Source organism: Candidatus Accumulibacter meliphilus, from assembly GCF_036625345.1.
GTDB classification, from domain to species: Bacteria; Pseudomonadota; Gammaproteobacteria; order Burkholderiales; family Rhodocyclaceae; genus Accumulibacter; species Accumulibacter meliphilus.
The window spans coordinates 1-13595 of sequence record NZ_JAZKTZ010000018.1 but is presented as its reverse complement, the minus strand read 5'-3'; the positions used below and the strand labels follow the sequence as shown (position 1 = coordinate 13595).

Below are 13595 nucleotides of genomic sequence, written 5' to 3'. Positions count from 1 at the left end.
CGTGGGACGCCTGTTCTGGAAATCCTTCTTTGCCTTCTGGCTGGCGCTGCTCCTCGCCGGTATCGGCGTCGGCAGCGTCGTCTGGCTGCATCGTCAGGCCGAGGCCGAATTTGAATTCGCAGCGGTGCCTGCCCTGCCGGGTGGCCCGCGGGCGGCAGGCATGCTCGACGCGGCGGAAGTTTTCCTGCGCCGCGGCGATCCGCAGATGATGCGCGAGGTGCTACGCGAATGGGCCGACGCGCCGGGCAAGGCGCAGCTTTTCGTGGTCGACGAAGGCGGTCGCGACCTCTTCGGCCGCGAGCTTCCCGACGAGCTGCGCGCCGCCCTGGCTTCGGGAGATTTCCGACGCGGACCGCTGTCGGGTGCGCGCCGGGTGCTCGCCCGCGACGGGCAGACCTACACCCTGCTCGCACGTCACGAGCGCCCGGGTGGGCGCGCTCGCATGGCGTATCGCGAACGCCCTTCGGCGGCGCTGCCAATTTTTGCCGGCCTGCTCGCCAGCCTGGCTTTCAGCGCCGCGCTGGCGTGGTACGTGGCGAAGCCGATCCGCAGCCTGCGGGGTGCTTTCCGCGCTGTTTCCGAAGGGCGTCTGGAGACACGCGTGCAGCCGTCGATGGGCAGGCGGCGCGATGAACTGGCCGATCTCGGGCGCGATTTCGACCGCATGGCACAGCGTTTGCAGGCGCAGATCCATAGCCAGCGGCGCCTGCTGCATGATGTTTCGCACGAGCTGCGATCGCCGCTGGCGCGCCTGCACGCAGCCATCGGGCTGGCGCGACAGAATCCGGAGAAGCTCGAAATGACGCTCGAACGTATCGAACGCGAGTCTCTTCGCCTCGACGAACTGGTTGGCGAACTGCTCACCCTGTCGCGCCTCGAGGCCGGCACGCCGGGGGCGCCGCCGGTGACTATCGACCTCATGGAAATGGTTGCCAGCATTGCCGACGACGCCGGTTTCGAGGCTGAAGCGAGCGGCCGCAGCGTGCATTTCAGTGGTGCGGGCGAAGTAACGGCGACGGTGCAGGGCGAGTTGCTGTACCGCGCCGTCGAGAACGTGGTGCGCAACGCCGCGAAATACACGGTCGCTGGCAGCTGCGTCGAAGTGCAGGCACGGCGCTTGCTGGCGGGTGCCGAATGGCCGACGCGCGGAACTTCCGCGGCGTCAGGCGTATTCGAGATAGTCGTGTCGGATCGCGGCCCGGGAGTGCCGGAAGGCGATCTCGAGGCGATTTTTGAACCTTTCTACCGCGCCGACAACAACGCCGGCACGATTGGCTATGGACTCGGGTTGGCGATTGCTCAGCGCGCGCTGCTTGCGCACGGTGGTCAGGTGCGGGCGCGCAACCGCTCGGACGGCGGCCTCGAAGTGACGCTCAGCTTGCCGCTCGCCTAGCAGCGTAGCGAAGCCGGTCCAGCAATGAAAAACGGGGGCGTGTGCCCCCGTTCTGTTTGGCAACGATGCTCGTTGCGACTTAGCCGGCGAAGTTCGTCTCGGCGAAGCTCCAGTTGGCGAGTTGGGCGAGGAAAGGTTTCGACGAACTTCGGACGCATGTTGCGGTAGTCGACGTAGTAGGCGTGTTCCCAGACGTCGATGCACAACAGAGCCTTGTCGCCGGTGGTCAGCGGCGTGCCGGCAGCGCCCATGTTGACGATATCCACCGAGCCGTCGGCCTTCTTGACCAGCCAGGTCCAGCCCGAACCGAAGTTGCCGACGGCAGAGGCCTGGAAGGCCTTGGCTGAACTCGGCGAACGAGCCCCACTTGGCGTCGATCGCCGCGGCCAGCGCGCCGGCGGGTGCGCCGCCACCCGCGGGTTTCAGGCAGTTCCAGAAGAAGCTGTGGTTCCAGACCTGCGCCGAGTTGTTGTAAATGCCGCCAGCGGGCGCTGACTTGACGATTGCTTCGAGGTCAAGGGCTTCGTATTCGCTTCCCTTGATCAGGTTGTTGAGGTTCGTGACGTAGGCTTGATGGTGCTTGCCGTAGTGGTATTCGAGCGTCTCCTGCGACATGTGCGGCGCCAGAGCGTCGATGGCAAAGGGAAGTTGCGGCAGTTGATGTTCCATTGTTGTCCTCCGTGACGGCGGTTACAGGGTGAAAACAGGGTGAAAACGAGCGCGGTGAATCGATCGGCTAGAGACCTTCATTCGTGGATAGTCGATGGCTGAGGATTTTCAGCCGTGGATCGTCGATCGGCTGGGAGCTTCGGCCGTGGATCGGTGACGGCAGAATTCTATTCGCGGCCCGCGCTACTGGCAATGCCGCTTGTTGGAAAAGGCCAGGCCATCAGGTCCGCCATGATCTTCGAAAAGCGCAGTCACCTCGGCCTCGACGCGTCCACGGTGCAACAAGACAGCGATTCGCGCGCTTGGTTCCAGGCTGCGGCTGTCACGGACGATTTCGCCCTGGGCGCTGGTGACGACGCTGTAACCGCGCGCCAGGACCGCCTGCGGATTGAGGTGCGCGAGTCCGGCAGCCAGCCGTTCGAGGTTGGCGCGCCTGCCGTGCTGCGCGTCGTGCCAGGCGCTGCGCAGCTGTGGTGCCAGCGCGGCCAGCCGGCCGGCGTGGCGCGCCGGGTCCGGGCGGTTGAGCAGCAGGCGACGGCTGAGGTGGGTCAGTTCGCCGCGCGCGCGGCGCTGGCTTGCAGCAGGCCGGCGCCGAGCTGGCGTTGCAGATTGCGCAGCCGCTCGCGGTGTTGGGCCAGGTACTGCGCCGGGTGCTGCAGGCGGCGGGCCAGCCAGTCTAGCTGTTGGCTGCGTTGTTCGAGAAGCGGCTCGATCTGGCGGCGCAGCGCAGCTTTGCGAGGGCGGACGAGACGGGCCCGCAGGGCGGCCTGCTCGGGGGCGGCAAGTTCGGCGGCTGCGGTCGGCGTCGGCGCCCGCTGATCGGCGGCGAAGTCGGCGATGCTGAAATCAGTTTCGTGGCCGACTACCGCAGATCACCGGTAGCGGGCAGGCGCGGATTGCGCGTGCGACGCGCTCGTCGTTGAATGCCCAGAGGTCTTCCATGCTGCCTCCGCCACGGCAGACGATCAGCAGGTCGCAGTCGCGGCGTTCGCCGGCGCGGCGGATGGCGTCGGCAATTTGCGCGCCCGCGCCCTCGCCCTGCACCGGCGTCGGGTAGAGGACGACGCTCACCTGCGGGGCGCGCCGCGCCAGCGTCGTCAGGACATCACGCAGCGCCGCCGCCTGCAGCGACGTGACGACGCCGACACAGCGTGGAAACGGGGGCAGAGGCGCGTTTGCCGGCGCTGGCGAAGAGCCCTTCGGCTGCGAGCTTTTCCTTGAGGCGCAGGAACTGTTCGTGGAGGTTGCCGACGCCGCCGCGGCGTGCCGCCTCGACATTGAGTTGAAAGTCGCCGCGCGCCTCGTACAGCGTGACCAGTACTCGTGCTTCGATATGCTGGCCATTTTCCAGCTCGCCAGCCGAGCAGCTTGTGCGCGGCTGCGGAACATCACGCAGCGCACCTGGGCGGCGGCGTCCTTGAGCGAGAAGTAGACATGTCCGGAAGCTGCGCGGCTGAGGTTGGAGACCTCGCCGGCGACCCAGCACAGCGGAAAAGCGGCCTCGAGTCGCTCGCGGACCAGGCGATTGAGCATGGCCACCGGGATCACCGGAGGAGCTCGCGGGAAAGGCGGTGTTGCCTGAGGACGGTCTCTGACATCCGCGAATTCTACATGCCTTGCCGCATCAGGCGCCGACGGCCGTGTTCCGGCGGTCCGGCGGGCCCTTCCTTGTCGATCCGGATGGCGCCCACGCGCACCGCTGTTGGCACTCGCCGCGCCTGTGCCTTGCTCGCTCGACGGGCGCCGCGAAAAACGCTTGCCGGTCGGTCACTTGCGGCTGTTTGCCAACAGGCTAGCAGCACTTTTGTCCACAACTTCCTGTGGATTCCCGGTTTGCCGGCCAGAGGGCGTGAGTTGCCTGGCGTTCGCGCGCAGCGCTGCGCAGTGGCTGGAACTGGTTCGCAGCGTTTCGGCACTTGCCGCAAATGCTGGCGCAGGCTAAAGTTCCCCCCTTGAAAATCATCTGGGGTGCACCGTGTTTTCCATCGTTCAGGCTGCTGGTTGGCCCATCTGGCCCTTGCTGCTGGCGTCGATCGTGGCTGTGGCGCTGATTATCGAGCGCCTGGTGGCGCTGCGTCGAGTCAAAGTCGTGCCGCCCGACCTGCTGCAGCGGGTGGTTACCGAGTTCCGGCAACGCGGTGTCACGCAGGCGATGGTCGTCGATCTGGAAGCGCATTCGCCGCTCGGTCGGGTGCTTGCCGCCGGTCTGCGCAACGAGGCCAGTTCGCGCGAAATCATGAAAGAGTCGATCGAGGAGGCTGGCAGCGTCGTCTCGCACGAGCTCGAACGCTATCTGACGACGCTCGGCACCATTGCCTCGATTAGCCCCTTGATGGGCCTCTTCGGCACCATCGTCGGCATGATCGAAATCTTCGCGTCGCAGTCGCCCAGCGGCAGCAACCCGATGCAGCTGGCACACGGGATTTCGATTGCCCTCTACAACACCGGCTTTGGGCTGATGATTGCCATTCCGAGCATGATCTTCTGGCGCCACTTCCGGGCCCTCGTTTCCACTTTCGTCATCGATATGCAGCAACAGGCGGTGCGTCTGGTCGAAGTCCTGCACGGCGAACGCCGGTCCTGAGGAGGCGAGGATGAACTTTCGCCGCGGTCGCAGCAGTGACATTCCAGAGATCAACCTGATTCCGTTCATCGATGTGCTGCTGGTGATCATCATCTTTCTGATGCTGACGACCACCTACGCCAAGTTCTCCGGGCTGGAGATCAACCTGCCGACGGCCGACGCCAGCAAGCAGAACGAACCGCCCAATGAAGTCAGCGTCAGCGTGACCCCGTCCGGTCAGGTGCTGGTCAACAAGGTGCCGCTCGACACGGTCAGCGTGCAGGCGATCAGTGACGCCTTGCGCCGTGCCGCCGGCGACGCCAAGGACCCGGTGATCGTCATCAACGCCGACGCCAAGGCCACGCACCAGAGCGTGGTGGACGTCATGCAGGCCGCTCAGGCCGCCGGTTACCCGCGCATTTCCTTCGCCACGCAATCGCCGCGCTGATGGCCGCTGGCGGCCTCGCGAGTAGCCTTCCCCGGCGCTGGTACGAGCGCCGTCTGACTCCCGCCCTGTGGCCGCTACTGCCGCTGTCCTGGCTGTTCGCCGGGCTCGCCGGGCTGCGCCGCTGGCTGTTCCGCTGCGCGGTATTGCGCACGCAGCGGCTAGCGGTGCCGGTGATCGTCGTCGGCAACCTGACCGTCGGGGGTAGCGGCAAGACGCCGCTGGTGCTGTGGCTGGTCGAGCGCCTGCGCGAAGCGGGTTGGCGACCCGGGATCATCAGCGGCGGCTATGGTGGCCGTGGCCGCGGCGAGGGCGTGCACGCGGTGGCCGCCGGCTCGTCGCCGGCGCTGGTTGGCGATGAGCCGCTGCTGCTCGCGCGGCGTAGCGGCGTGCCAGTCTTCGTCGGCCGCGATCGCGTGGCGGCCGGGCAAGCATTGCTGGCCGCCCATACCGAATGTGACGTGATCGTCTCCGACGATGGCCTGCAGCATTATCGTTTGCAGCGGGCGGTCGAAGTGGTGGTTTTTGACGGGCGCGGCGTCGGTAATGGCTGGCTGCTGCCCGCGGGTCCCCTGCGCGAGCCACTGCAGCGCTTGGCGGGAGTCGCCGCGGTGGTCTGGAACGGCCGCCGCGAGCCTCTGGTGGCTGATGCCGCCAGCGCTTGTCCACAGTTCGACATGCGCCTCCTCGGTCAGCGTTTCGTCGCTGCTGGCGGGCTTGCCGGTGGGCCTGACGCCAGTTGCGAAGCGGCGTCCTTGCGCGCTTGCAAACTATACGCGCTGGCCGGCATCGGCGATCCCGGTCGTTTCTTCGCGCAACTGCAGGCGCTGGGGCTGGAGTTCGAGGCCCATCCCTTTCCCGATCACCATCCCTACACGGCCGCCGACCTGGCCTTTGCCAGCGATGGCGTGCTGCTGATGACCGAGAAAGATGCGGTAAAATGTGCGCCGATTGTGACCGGCGAGGCTTGGCTTCTGCCGGTCGAAGCGGTCATCAGCGGCCCGCCGGGTGGCGCTGATCTGTTCGAGATAATTCTGGAGAAACTCAATGGACGCACGACTGCTTGATATTCTCGTCTGCCCGATCTGCAAGGCCAACCTCGAATACCGCAAGCCGCAGTCGGAGCTGGTCTGCAAGCCCTGCAAGCTGGCTTTCCCGGTCCGCGACGGTATCCCGATCATGTTGCAGGATGAAGCCCGTCCGCTGACCACCACCGACGACGCCTGAGCGCCACCTCCAAGGATGCCTGCGATGCCGTTCAAAGTGGTCATTCCGGCGCGCTACGCGTCGACCCGCTTGCCCGGCAAGCCACTGCTCGACCTGGCCGGAAAGCCGATGGTCGTGCGCGTCGCCGAGCGCGCCATCTTGTCGGGGGCCGACGAGGTGCTGGTGGCCAGCGACCATCCACAGGTGCTGGCGGCGGCCGAGCAGCATGGCCTGCGCGCCCTGCTGACCCGTGTTGATCATGTCAGCGGGACCGATCGCCTGGCGGAGGTGGTCGAGGCCACCGGCTGGAGCGACGACACCGTGGTGGTCAATGTGCAGGGCGACGAGCCCCTCATTGACCCGCTGCTGATTGCCCAGACCGCGGCCCAGCTTGCACAGAGCGGCGCCGACATCGCCACTCTTGCGCATGCGGTCGTCGATGCCGCTGATTTCTTCAACCCACATGTGGTCAAGGTGGTGCTCGCGGCCAGTGGCGACGCGCTGTATTTTTCGCGAGCGCCGATTCCTTACGCACGCGACCACTTCGCACGCGAGGCCGGCGGCGAAACGCTGCCCGCGCAGATGCTTGCCTATCGGCACGTCGGACTGTACGCCTATCGGGCGCGTTTCCTGCGCACCTATGCCAGTCTGGCGCCTTCGCCGCTGGAAAGCCTGGAGGCTCTCGAGCAGTTGCGTGCCCTGTGGCACGGCTTTCGCATCAACGTCGCGATTGCCGATCAGCTGCCGGCTGCTGGCGTCGATACGCCTGCCGATGCGCAGCGTGTTCAGGCATGGTTCAAAAAGTTTGACCGTGCGCCAGTTTGAGGGTAAGTTGCAGCGTATTGGTCACGACAACGTGTTGGCAGCAGCCGCTAACTGAACTGCAAGTGTCTGAATTTATGGGCAAGTTGCTCGATTTGAAAATCAACGAAAGCGAACCATGAAACTCATTCTGCTAGGTGCGCCAGGGGCCGGAAAAGGCACGCAAGCCCAGTTCATTTGTGAGCATTTCGGTATCCCGCAGATTTCGACCGGCGACATGCTGCGTGCGGCGGTCAAGGCGGGAACCCCTCTGGGAGTGGCTGCCAAGAAGGTAATGGACGCCGGGGGGCTGGTCTCCGACGAGATCATCATCGGCCTGGTCAGCGATCGCCTGCAAAAACCAGACTGTGCGGATGGCTATCTCTTCGACGGCTTCCCGCGCACTTTGCCACAAGCCGAAGCGATGAAAGCCGCTGGCGTGGCGCTCGACTACGTGCTGGAAATCGACGTTGCCGACGAGGAAATCATCGAACGGATGAGTGGTCGTCGCGTTCATCTCGCCTCCGGTCGTACCTATCATCTGCGCTTCAACCCGCCGCAAGAGCCCGGAAAGGATGATACGACGGGAGAAGAGCTGATTCAGCGCGCCGACGACCAGGAGGAAACGGTCCGCAAGCGCTTGCAGATCTATCATTCGCAAACCAAGCCCTTACTCGACTACTACCGGGCGTGGGCAGCGACTGGCGACCCGAAGGCGCCGAAATGCCCGAGAATTGCCGGTGTAGGAAGTGTCGAGGAGATCAAGAAAGCCGCATTCGATGCGTTGCAGTAGCGCGCGCCGTCAATGACGGTGGATCGGAAAATTGCCTCTGCGCAGTTCGCCCCAGGCACGAGCCGCAGGCGCACAAAGGGTGTGAGAAGTCGGTTTTTTGTTGTTTGAGTCGCGGATGAGGTAAATTCGAGCCACGGGGAGTTTCCCTGGGAGCTGGGAACTTTAGAGAGGGAGGTTGTATATGGGTTATCTGGTGTTCGCGCTGCTATGCGCGCTCATTGCAGTGGGTTACGGCGCCGCAATGACTAAATGGATTCTCGGCTTGCCCGCCGGAAATCCAAAAATGCAGGAGATTGCCAAAGCCATTCAGGAAGGCGCCTCTGCATATCTCAACAAGCAATACACCACTATCGGCATCGTCGGTGCCGTACTCTTCGTGGTCATTTGGCTGGCGCTTGGCATGGCCATGGCCATGGGCTTCCTGATCGGCGCCGTTCTGTCGGGAGCCACCGGCTTCATCGGCATGAACGTTTCGGTACGGGCCAATGTGCGCACCGCCGAAGCCGCGCGCAACGGCATTGCCGCGGCGCTCGATGTCGCCTTCAAGGGGGGTGCAATTACCGGCATGCTGGTCGTTGGCCTGGGCCTGCTCGGCGTCGCCGGCTACTACGCCATTCTCAGAGAGCCGGGCGGCGATCTGCACCATACGGTTCAACCGCTGATCGGCCTGGCCTTCGGCGGATCGCTGATTTCGATCTTTGCCCGTCTGGGCGGTGGCATCTTCACCAAGGGTGCTGACGTCGGCGCCGACCTGGTCGGCAAGGTCGAGGCCGGCATTCCGGAAGACGACCCACGCAACCCGGCGGTCATCGCCGACAACGTCGGCGACAACGTCGGCGACTGTGCGGGCATGGCCGCCGACCTCTTCGAGACCTACGGCGTGACCGTGGTGGCGACGATGGTGCTTGGCGCGATGATGCTCCAGGGCGTCCCTGGCGCCAACGACAACCTGATCATCTACCCGCTGGTCCTCGGTGGCGTTTCAATCATTGCCTCGATCATTGGCTGCTTCTTCGTCAAGGCCAACGATGGCGGCAAGATCATGAACGCGCTCTACCGCGGCCTGGCCGTGGCTGGCGCCCTGGCCTTGGTCGCCTTCTATCCGGTGACCAGGATGCTGCTCGGCGACGGTGTGACGCTGGCCGACGGCAGTTTGATCAGCTCGGGGAGCATTTTCTGGGCGGCGGCCGTCGGTCTGGTTCTGACCGGCCTGCTGGTGTGGATCACCGAGTACTACACCGCGACCGAGTTTTCGCCGGTCAGAGGTGTTGCCGAAGCCTCGACCACCGGTCACGGCACCAACATCATCGCCGGCCTGGCCGTGTCGATGAAAGCCTGCGCGTTGCCGGTACTCTCCGTCTGCGCGGCAATTTACGTCACCTATGCGCTGGCCGGTCTGTACGGCATCGCCATCGCCGCGACCGCGATGCTGTCGATGTCCGGGATCATCGTTGCCCTCGACGCCTACGGACCGATTACCGACAACGCTGGCGGTATCGCCGAAATGGCGGGTTTGCCGTCGTCGGTGCGTGATGTTACCGACCCGCTCGACGCGGTGGGCAATACCACCAAAGCGGTGACCAAAGGCTACGCCATCGGCTCCGCCGGTCTGGCCGCGCTGGTCCTGTTCGCCGATTACACGCACGCCCTCGAAGCGAGCTTCGGTGCCACCCTGAGCTTTGATCTCTCCAATCACATGGTGATCATCGGTCTCTTCCTCGGCGGTCTGATTCCCTACCTCTTCGCGGCCATGGCGATGGAGGCGGTGGGTCGTGCGGCCGGTTCCGTGGTCGTTGAGGTACGCCGGCAGTTCGCGGAAATCAAGGGCATCATGGAAGGCACGGCGAAGCCGGATTACTCCCGTGCTGTTGGTATGCTGACCGCTGCCGCGATCCGCGAAATGATCATCCCCTCGCTGTTGCCGGTGCTGGTACCGGTTGTCGTCGGCCTGCTTCTCGGTCCGCAGGCACTTGGTGGCCTGCTGATGGGAACGATCATCACCGGCCTTTTCGTCGCCATCTCGATGACCACCGGTGGTGGCGCCTGGGATAACGCCAAGAAGCACATCGAGGACGGCAACTTTGGCGGCAAAGGTTCCGAAGCCCACAAGGCATCGGTGACCGGCGATACCGTCGGCGACCCTTACAAGGATACGGCGGGTCCGGCGGTCAACCCGCTGATCAAGATCATCAACATCGTTGCGCTGATGATCGTGCCCTTGATGGTTCCTGCCGCAGGTGCCAAGCCGATGCCGGCAGCACAAGCTCCGGCGGCTCCGGCGGCTTCGGCGGCTTCGGCCGCTCCAGCGGCGGCGATGGCTGCCGCCTTGCCGGGTGCCACGCTGTATTTCGAAGTCGGTTCGGCGGAACTGCCGGGTGATGTGGCGATCACGCTTGAAGGCATCCTCCTGCATGTCACAGCCAATGCCGGCGCCAAGCTCGCCATTTCGGGTTTCCACGATGCAAGCGTTAGCACGGAAGCCAGTGCGGCGCTCTCGACGGACCGTGCCGTGGCTGTCGGTGAAGCGCTGAAAGCGGCTGGAGTTGCCGGAGAGCGTATCGAAGTGAACAAACCAGAGTCGATCAATGTCACCATTACCGGCACCGGTGAAGGCGCCGCGGCGCGTCGCGTCGAGGTCAAGGTAAAGTAAGTCTATAGCCAGGTAGTGGTCGGCAGGGGCGGCGTGCGGCCTATTGGCCTGGCGCTGTACTCTGTCCGAGAAATGAAAGGGGGCCGCATTTATGCGGCCCCCTTTTGTTGTGTCTGCCGCTTGGCGGTGAGCGGTATGCTCTGCCGGCTGCCCTACTTGAGCGCCGGATTGAGCGTGTAGGTGCCGGTCAGGCTGGCCTGCGCCAGGACGTGTCCCTGCATCGCCGCCCGCAGCTGCTGGCCGGTCAGCCGGCCTTCGACATCGAGCTTGGCGATGTCGAGCGCAAAGACGGTAAACACATAGCGGTGGACAATCTCGTCGTTCCAGGGCGGGCAGGGGCCGTCATAGCCGTAGTAGTCGCCGCGCATGTCGTTGTCACCGGCAAACCAGTTGGTGTAGTCGTTGATTCCCTGGCGTGCGTCGTGGGGCGCGTGCGGACCGGGTTTGCCGCGCGGCGTGACATCGCTGCAGAACTCGCCGTCCCTGATTTCGCCGAGGCTGGCCGGTAGATCGAGCAGCACCCAGTGGAAGAAGTCGACGCGCGCCAGCGACGCCGGCACGCTGCGGTCCTCCTGATTGACGTCGTCACCCTGGCTCGGAACGTCGGGGTCATGACAGATGATGGCGAAGGACTGCGTGCCGCCCGGGGCGCCGTTCCACGCCAACTGCGGGTTGCGGTTGCTGCCCAGGCAAACATGGTGATCGGGATCGGCAATGCAGAAAGCGAAGTCACCCGGGATCTGCTGCCCGTCACTGAAACTACTGCTGCTCAATTCCATTGTTGGTCCTCCTGATTGATTACTCGGCCGCGCTGCGTTTGAAGTCGCGCAGGCGAAAACCTGCGATCCATAGTGTAGCGAAATAGACGCCCGCACCGAAGCTTACGAGCATCGAAAGACGCAGCAGTCGTTGGCTGAGGTTCCAGCTCAACCAGGCACTTTCTTCGCCAACGGTGAACCATAGTGCCGTACCCATGCTGAGCATGGCCAGCGCCAGGCGAGCGTAGAAGAGCAGCCAGCCCGGTTGCGGGACATAGATCGCGCTCTGCCGCAAACCGCGGAAAAGCAGACTGGCATTGAGGATCGCCGCCAGGCTGATGGCCAGCGCCAACCCGGCGTGCTGCAGCCAGCCGACCAGCAGCAGGTTGAAGAGCTGCGTCGTGCACAGCGAAATGATCGCGATCCTGACCGGCGTGCGCACGTTCTGGCGAGCGTAGAAACCCGGCGCCAGGACTTTCACCAGGATCAGGCCGAGCAGGCCGATGCTGTAGGCGAGCAGTGCGTTGCGGGTCATCAAGACATCGTTGGCGGTGAACGCGCCGTGGTAAAACAGCGTCGTGATCAGCGGCACCGCCAGAATCGCCAGCGCCAGTGCCGCCGGTGCAGCAAGCAGAAAAGTCAGCCGCAGCCCCCAGTCGAGCAGCCGCGAGTAATCGTCGTGCTCTTGTGCGGCATGGTGACGCGACAGCGAAGGCAGCAAGATGGTGCCCAGGGCCGCACCGAGCATCCCGGCCGGGAACTCCATCAAGCGGTCGGCGTAGTACAGCCATGAGACGCTGCCGGTGCCCAGGAAAGAAGCGAAAACGGTATTCAGCAGCAGGCTGACCTGGGCCACTGATACGCCCAGCAGGGCTGGTGCCATTAGGCGCATGATGCGTCGCACGCCCTCGTCGCGCGGCTTCAGGGAGAATCTTGGCAGCATGCCGATGCGTTTCAGCGCCGGAAGCTGGAAGGCCAGTTGCACGGCGCCGCCGAGGAGCACCGCCCAGGCCAGGGCCATGATCGGTGGCTCGAAGTACGGCGTGGCAAACAGCGCCATGGCAATCAAGGAGACGTTGAGCAGTACCGGCGTGAAAGCGGGTACGGCAAAGCGACTCCAGGTGTTGAGCACGCCGCCGGCGAGCGCGACCAGCGACATGAAGAGAATATAGGGGAAGGTAATGCGCGTCAGGCTGACGGTCAGGGCAAACTTTTCCGGGTCGTCGGCAAAGCCCGGTGCCGAGAGGTAGACGAGCAGCGAGGCGCCGGCCATGCCGAGCACGGTTACGACCAGGACGAGAAGAAAAAGAGTACTGCTGACACGATCCACCAGCAGCCGGGTTTCCTCGGGGCCGCGCTGGTTCCGGTATTCGCCGAGAATCGGCACGAAGGCTTGCGAGAAAGCGCCTTCGGCAAAAAGCCGGCGCAGCAGGTTGGGGAGCTTGAAAGCGACGAAGAAAGCGTCGGTGAACAGGCCGGCACCGAAAGTACGGGCAATCACGAAGTCGCGAACGAAGCCGAGGATACGCGACAGCAGGGTCATGCTGCTGACGGTGGCGAGGGTCTTCAGGAGGTTCATTGCGACTCCGGGCGGCGCCGCGCAGGCGCAAAGCCCGTCATCTTAGCGCTTGCTGGCCGGCAAGCAAGGCGAATCTACGGCGGATACCCGGATCCCGGCGAGCCAGCTGCGCGCCTCCGTGCGCTGTTGGCGGGCCCCCGGCGCAGCCTTCGATGAGGACCTACTGGGCGGCCGGCTTGGCCTCGGCATTGATGGTGATACCGCGCTGTTGCAGTGCGCCTACCACTGTCTGCGCATTCCTGTTGCCGGCGCTGGCCAGCTTCTGCGTGCCGGCGGCCAGCGAATCGAGCTGCGCGCGCATTTTCTGCGCGTTCTGATAGGTGGTTTCCTGATTGATGCGCAAGTTGGCCAGCTGGGATCGTTCCTGATTCAATTGGCTGGCCTGGAAGCCGAACCAGACCACCAGCGCCAGGGCGATCAATAACACCGGGAGAAAGAGTCTCGCTTGTTGCTGCGGATGTTCGTTCATGGCGCTGACCGTGGCGTAGCGGCTGCTGCGCCGGCGGTGAAAGTGATCCCCTGTGACGCCAGCAGCTCGCGCAGGGCGGTATCGTTGTCGCGTGCTGCCAGATCGGCCAGCGACTTGATCAGGGACTGGTAGAGCGGTTCCAGTTGCAGGCTCTCCTGAATGTATTGGCCGCGCGTGGCCAGTTCGTTCTGCGCCTGCCGATTGGCGCTGAACATCACCGCGTTAACAATCGCCAGACACAGCGCCAAGGCTCCCAGGGCGAGCAGGGC

At 64.4% G+C, this 13595-nt stretch carries 13 protein-coding genes and 2 pseudogenes; 8 read left to right on the top strand and 7 right to left on the bottom strand.

Going from position 1 to position 13595, the window contains the following annotated elements; genetic code table 11:
• The first annotated feature begins 1 nt into the window (after nucleotide 1).
• Nucleotides 2-1393, top strand: coding sequence for a HAMP domain-containing sensor histidine kinase (locus V5B40_RS23390; RefSeq protein ID WP_332356804.1), 1392 nt, complete (start codon nucleotides 2-4; stop codon nucleotides 1391-1393).
• A gap of 79 nt (nucleotides 1394-1472) precedes the next feature.
• Here the strand turns inward: V5B40_RS23390 and V5B40_RS23385 are convergent.
• The 3 genes and pseudogenes from V5B40_RS23385 to xseA form a co-directional block, all read right to left on the bottom strand.
• A pseudogene (locus V5B40_RS23385) lies at nucleotides 1473-2062 on the bottom strand (Fe-Mn family superoxide dismutase).
• Nucleotides 2063-2245: 183 nt separating this feature from the next.
• Nucleotides 2246-2901 (bottom strand): annotated as a pseudogene (locus tag V5B40_RS23380) (exodeoxyribonuclease VII large subunit).
• Between the two features lie 7 nt (nucleotides 2902-2908).
• On the bottom strand, nucleotides 2909-3595 hold the full coding sequence (gene xseA, locus V5B40_RS23375) for an exodeoxyribonuclease VII large subunit (protein ID WP_332356860.1): 687 nt from the start codon (nucleotides 3593-3595) through the stop codon (nucleotides 2909-2911).
• Between the two features lie 442 nt (nucleotides 3596-4037).
• Here xseA and V5B40_RS23370 point away from each other — a divergent pair, with 442 nt between their 5' ends.
• The 7 genes from V5B40_RS23370 (at nucleotide 4038) to V5B40_RS23340 (ending at nucleotide 10520) form a co-directional block, all read left to right on the top strand.
• Nucleotides 4038-4646, top strand: coding sequence for a MotA/TolQ/ExbB proton channel family protein (locus V5B40_RS23370; protein WP_332356803.1), 609 nt, complete (start codon nucleotides 4038-4040; stop codon nucleotides 4644-4646).
• Nucleotides 4647-4656: 10 nt separating this feature from the next.
• Nucleotides 4657-5073: an ExbD/TolR family protein gene (locus tag V5B40_RS23365; protein ID WP_332356802.1), complete on the top strand. Its 417-nt coding sequence runs from the start codon at nucleotides 4657-4659 to the stop codon at nucleotides 5071-5073.
• Nucleotides 5073-6137 carry a tetraacyldisaccharide 4'-kinase gene (gene lpxK / locus V5B40_RS23360; RefSeq protein WP_332356801.1) on the top strand — a complete coding sequence of 355 codons (1065 nt, stop codon included), beginning with the start codon at nucleotides 5073-5075 and terminating at the stop codon, nucleotides 6135-6137. The genes V5B40_RS23365 and lpxK overlap by 1 nt, the downstream gene beginning before the upstream one ends.
• Nucleotides 6118-6297, top strand: coding sequence for a Trm112 family protein (locus tag V5B40_RS23355; protein WP_332356800.1), 180 nt, complete (start codon nucleotides 6118-6120; stop codon nucleotides 6295-6297). Before lpxK ends, V5B40_RS23355 begins: the two co-directional genes overlap by 20 nt.
• Nucleotides 6298-6312: 15 nt before the next feature.
• Nucleotides 6313-7101, top strand: a complete 789-nt coding sequence (gene kdsB / locus V5B40_RS23350; RefSeq protein WP_332356799.1) for a 3-deoxy-manno-octulosonate cytidylyltransferase — start codon at nucleotides 6313-6315, stop codon at nucleotides 7099-7101.
• A gap of 115 nt (nucleotides 7102-7216) precedes the next feature.
• The gene (gene adk, locus V5B40_RS23345; RefSeq protein WP_332356798.1) at nucleotides 7217-7870 is read left to right on the top strand and encodes an adenylate kinase; all 654 of its coding nucleotides are present in this window, start codon (nucleotides 7217-7219) and stop codon (nucleotides 7868-7870) included.
• Nucleotides 7871-8051: 181 nt separating this feature from the next.
• Nucleotides 8052-10520, top strand: a complete 2469-nt coding sequence (locus V5B40_RS23340) for a sodium-translocating pyrophosphatase (protein ID WP_332356797.1) — start codon at nucleotides 8052-8054, stop codon at nucleotides 10518-10520.
• Nucleotides 10521-10672: 152 nt separating this feature from the next.
• Here V5B40_RS23340 and V5B40_RS23335 read toward each other — a convergent pair whose 3' ends face one another.
• From V5B40_RS23335 to V5B40_RS23320, 4 genes are all read right to left on the bottom strand, one after another.
• Nucleotides 10673-11299 (bottom strand): YbhB/YbcL family Raf kinase inhibitor-like protein, encoded by a 627-nt coding sequence (locus V5B40_RS23335; protein WP_332356796.1) that lies wholly within the window; start codon nucleotides 11297-11299, stop codon nucleotides 10673-10675.
• 19 nt (nucleotides 11300-11318) lie between these two features.
• On the bottom strand, nucleotides 11319-12857 hold the full coding sequence (gene murJ, locus V5B40_RS23330) for a murein biosynthesis integral membrane protein MurJ (RefSeq protein WP_332356795.1): 1539 nt from the start codon (nucleotides 12855-12857) through the stop codon (nucleotides 11319-11321).
• A gap of 160 nt (nucleotides 12858-13017) precedes the next feature.
• Complete coding sequence (locus tag V5B40_RS23325) at nucleotides 13018-13326, bottom strand: hypothetical protein (RefSeq protein ID WP_332356794.1); 309 nt, start codon at nucleotides 13324-13326, stop codon at nucleotides 13018-13020.
• Nucleotides 13323-13595, bottom strand: a 273-nt coding sequence (locus tag V5B40_RS23320) for a hypothetical protein (protein WP_332356793.1), incomplete at its 5' end; no start/stop codon positions are given. The genes V5B40_RS23325 and V5B40_RS23320, both read right to left, overlap by 4 nt.

What these genes read in the sequence shown, in the direction of transcription:
- xseA (WP_332356860.1), bottom strand. Translation starts at nt 3,595, where the DNA reads ATGCTCAATCGCCTGGTCCGCGAGCGACTCGAGGCCGCTTTTCCGCTG.
- V5B40_RS23365 (WP_332356802.1), top strand. Translation starts at nt 4,657, where the DNA reads ATGAACTTTCGCCGCGGTCGCAGCAGTGACATTCCAGAGATCAACCTG.
- lpxK (WP_332356801.1), top strand. Translation starts at nt 5,073, where the DNA reads ATGGCCGCTGGCGGCCTCGCGAGTAGCCTTCCCCGGCGCTGGTACGAG.
- V5B40_RS23355 (WP_332356800.1), top strand. Translation starts at nt 6,118, where the DNA reads ATGGACGCACGACTGCTTGATATTCTCGTCTGCCCGATCTGCAAGGCC.
- kdsB (WP_332356799.1), top strand. Translation starts at nt 6,313, where the DNA reads ATGCCTGCGATGCCGTTCAAAGTGGTCATTCCGGCGCGCTACGCGTCG.
- adk (WP_332356798.1), top strand. Translation starts at nt 7,217, where the DNA reads ATGAAACTCATTCTGCTAGGTGCGCCAGGGGCCGGAAAAGGCACGCAA.
- V5B40_RS23340 (WP_332356797.1), top strand. Translation starts at nt 8,052, where the DNA reads ATGGGTTATCTGGTGTTCGCGCTGCTATGCGCGCTCATTGCAGTGGGT.
- V5B40_RS23335 (WP_332356796.1), bottom strand. Translation starts at nt 11,299, where the DNA reads ATGGAATTGAGCAGCAGTAGTTTCAGTGACGGGCAGCAGATCCCGGGT.
- murJ (WP_332356795.1), bottom strand. Translation starts at nt 12,857, where the DNA reads ATGAACCTCCTGAAGACCCTCGCCACCGTCAGCAGCATGACCCTGCTG.
- V5B40_RS23325 (WP_332356794.1), bottom strand. Translation starts at nt 13,326, where the DNA reads ATGAACGAACATCCGCAGCAACAAGCGAGACTCTTTCTCCCGGTGTTA.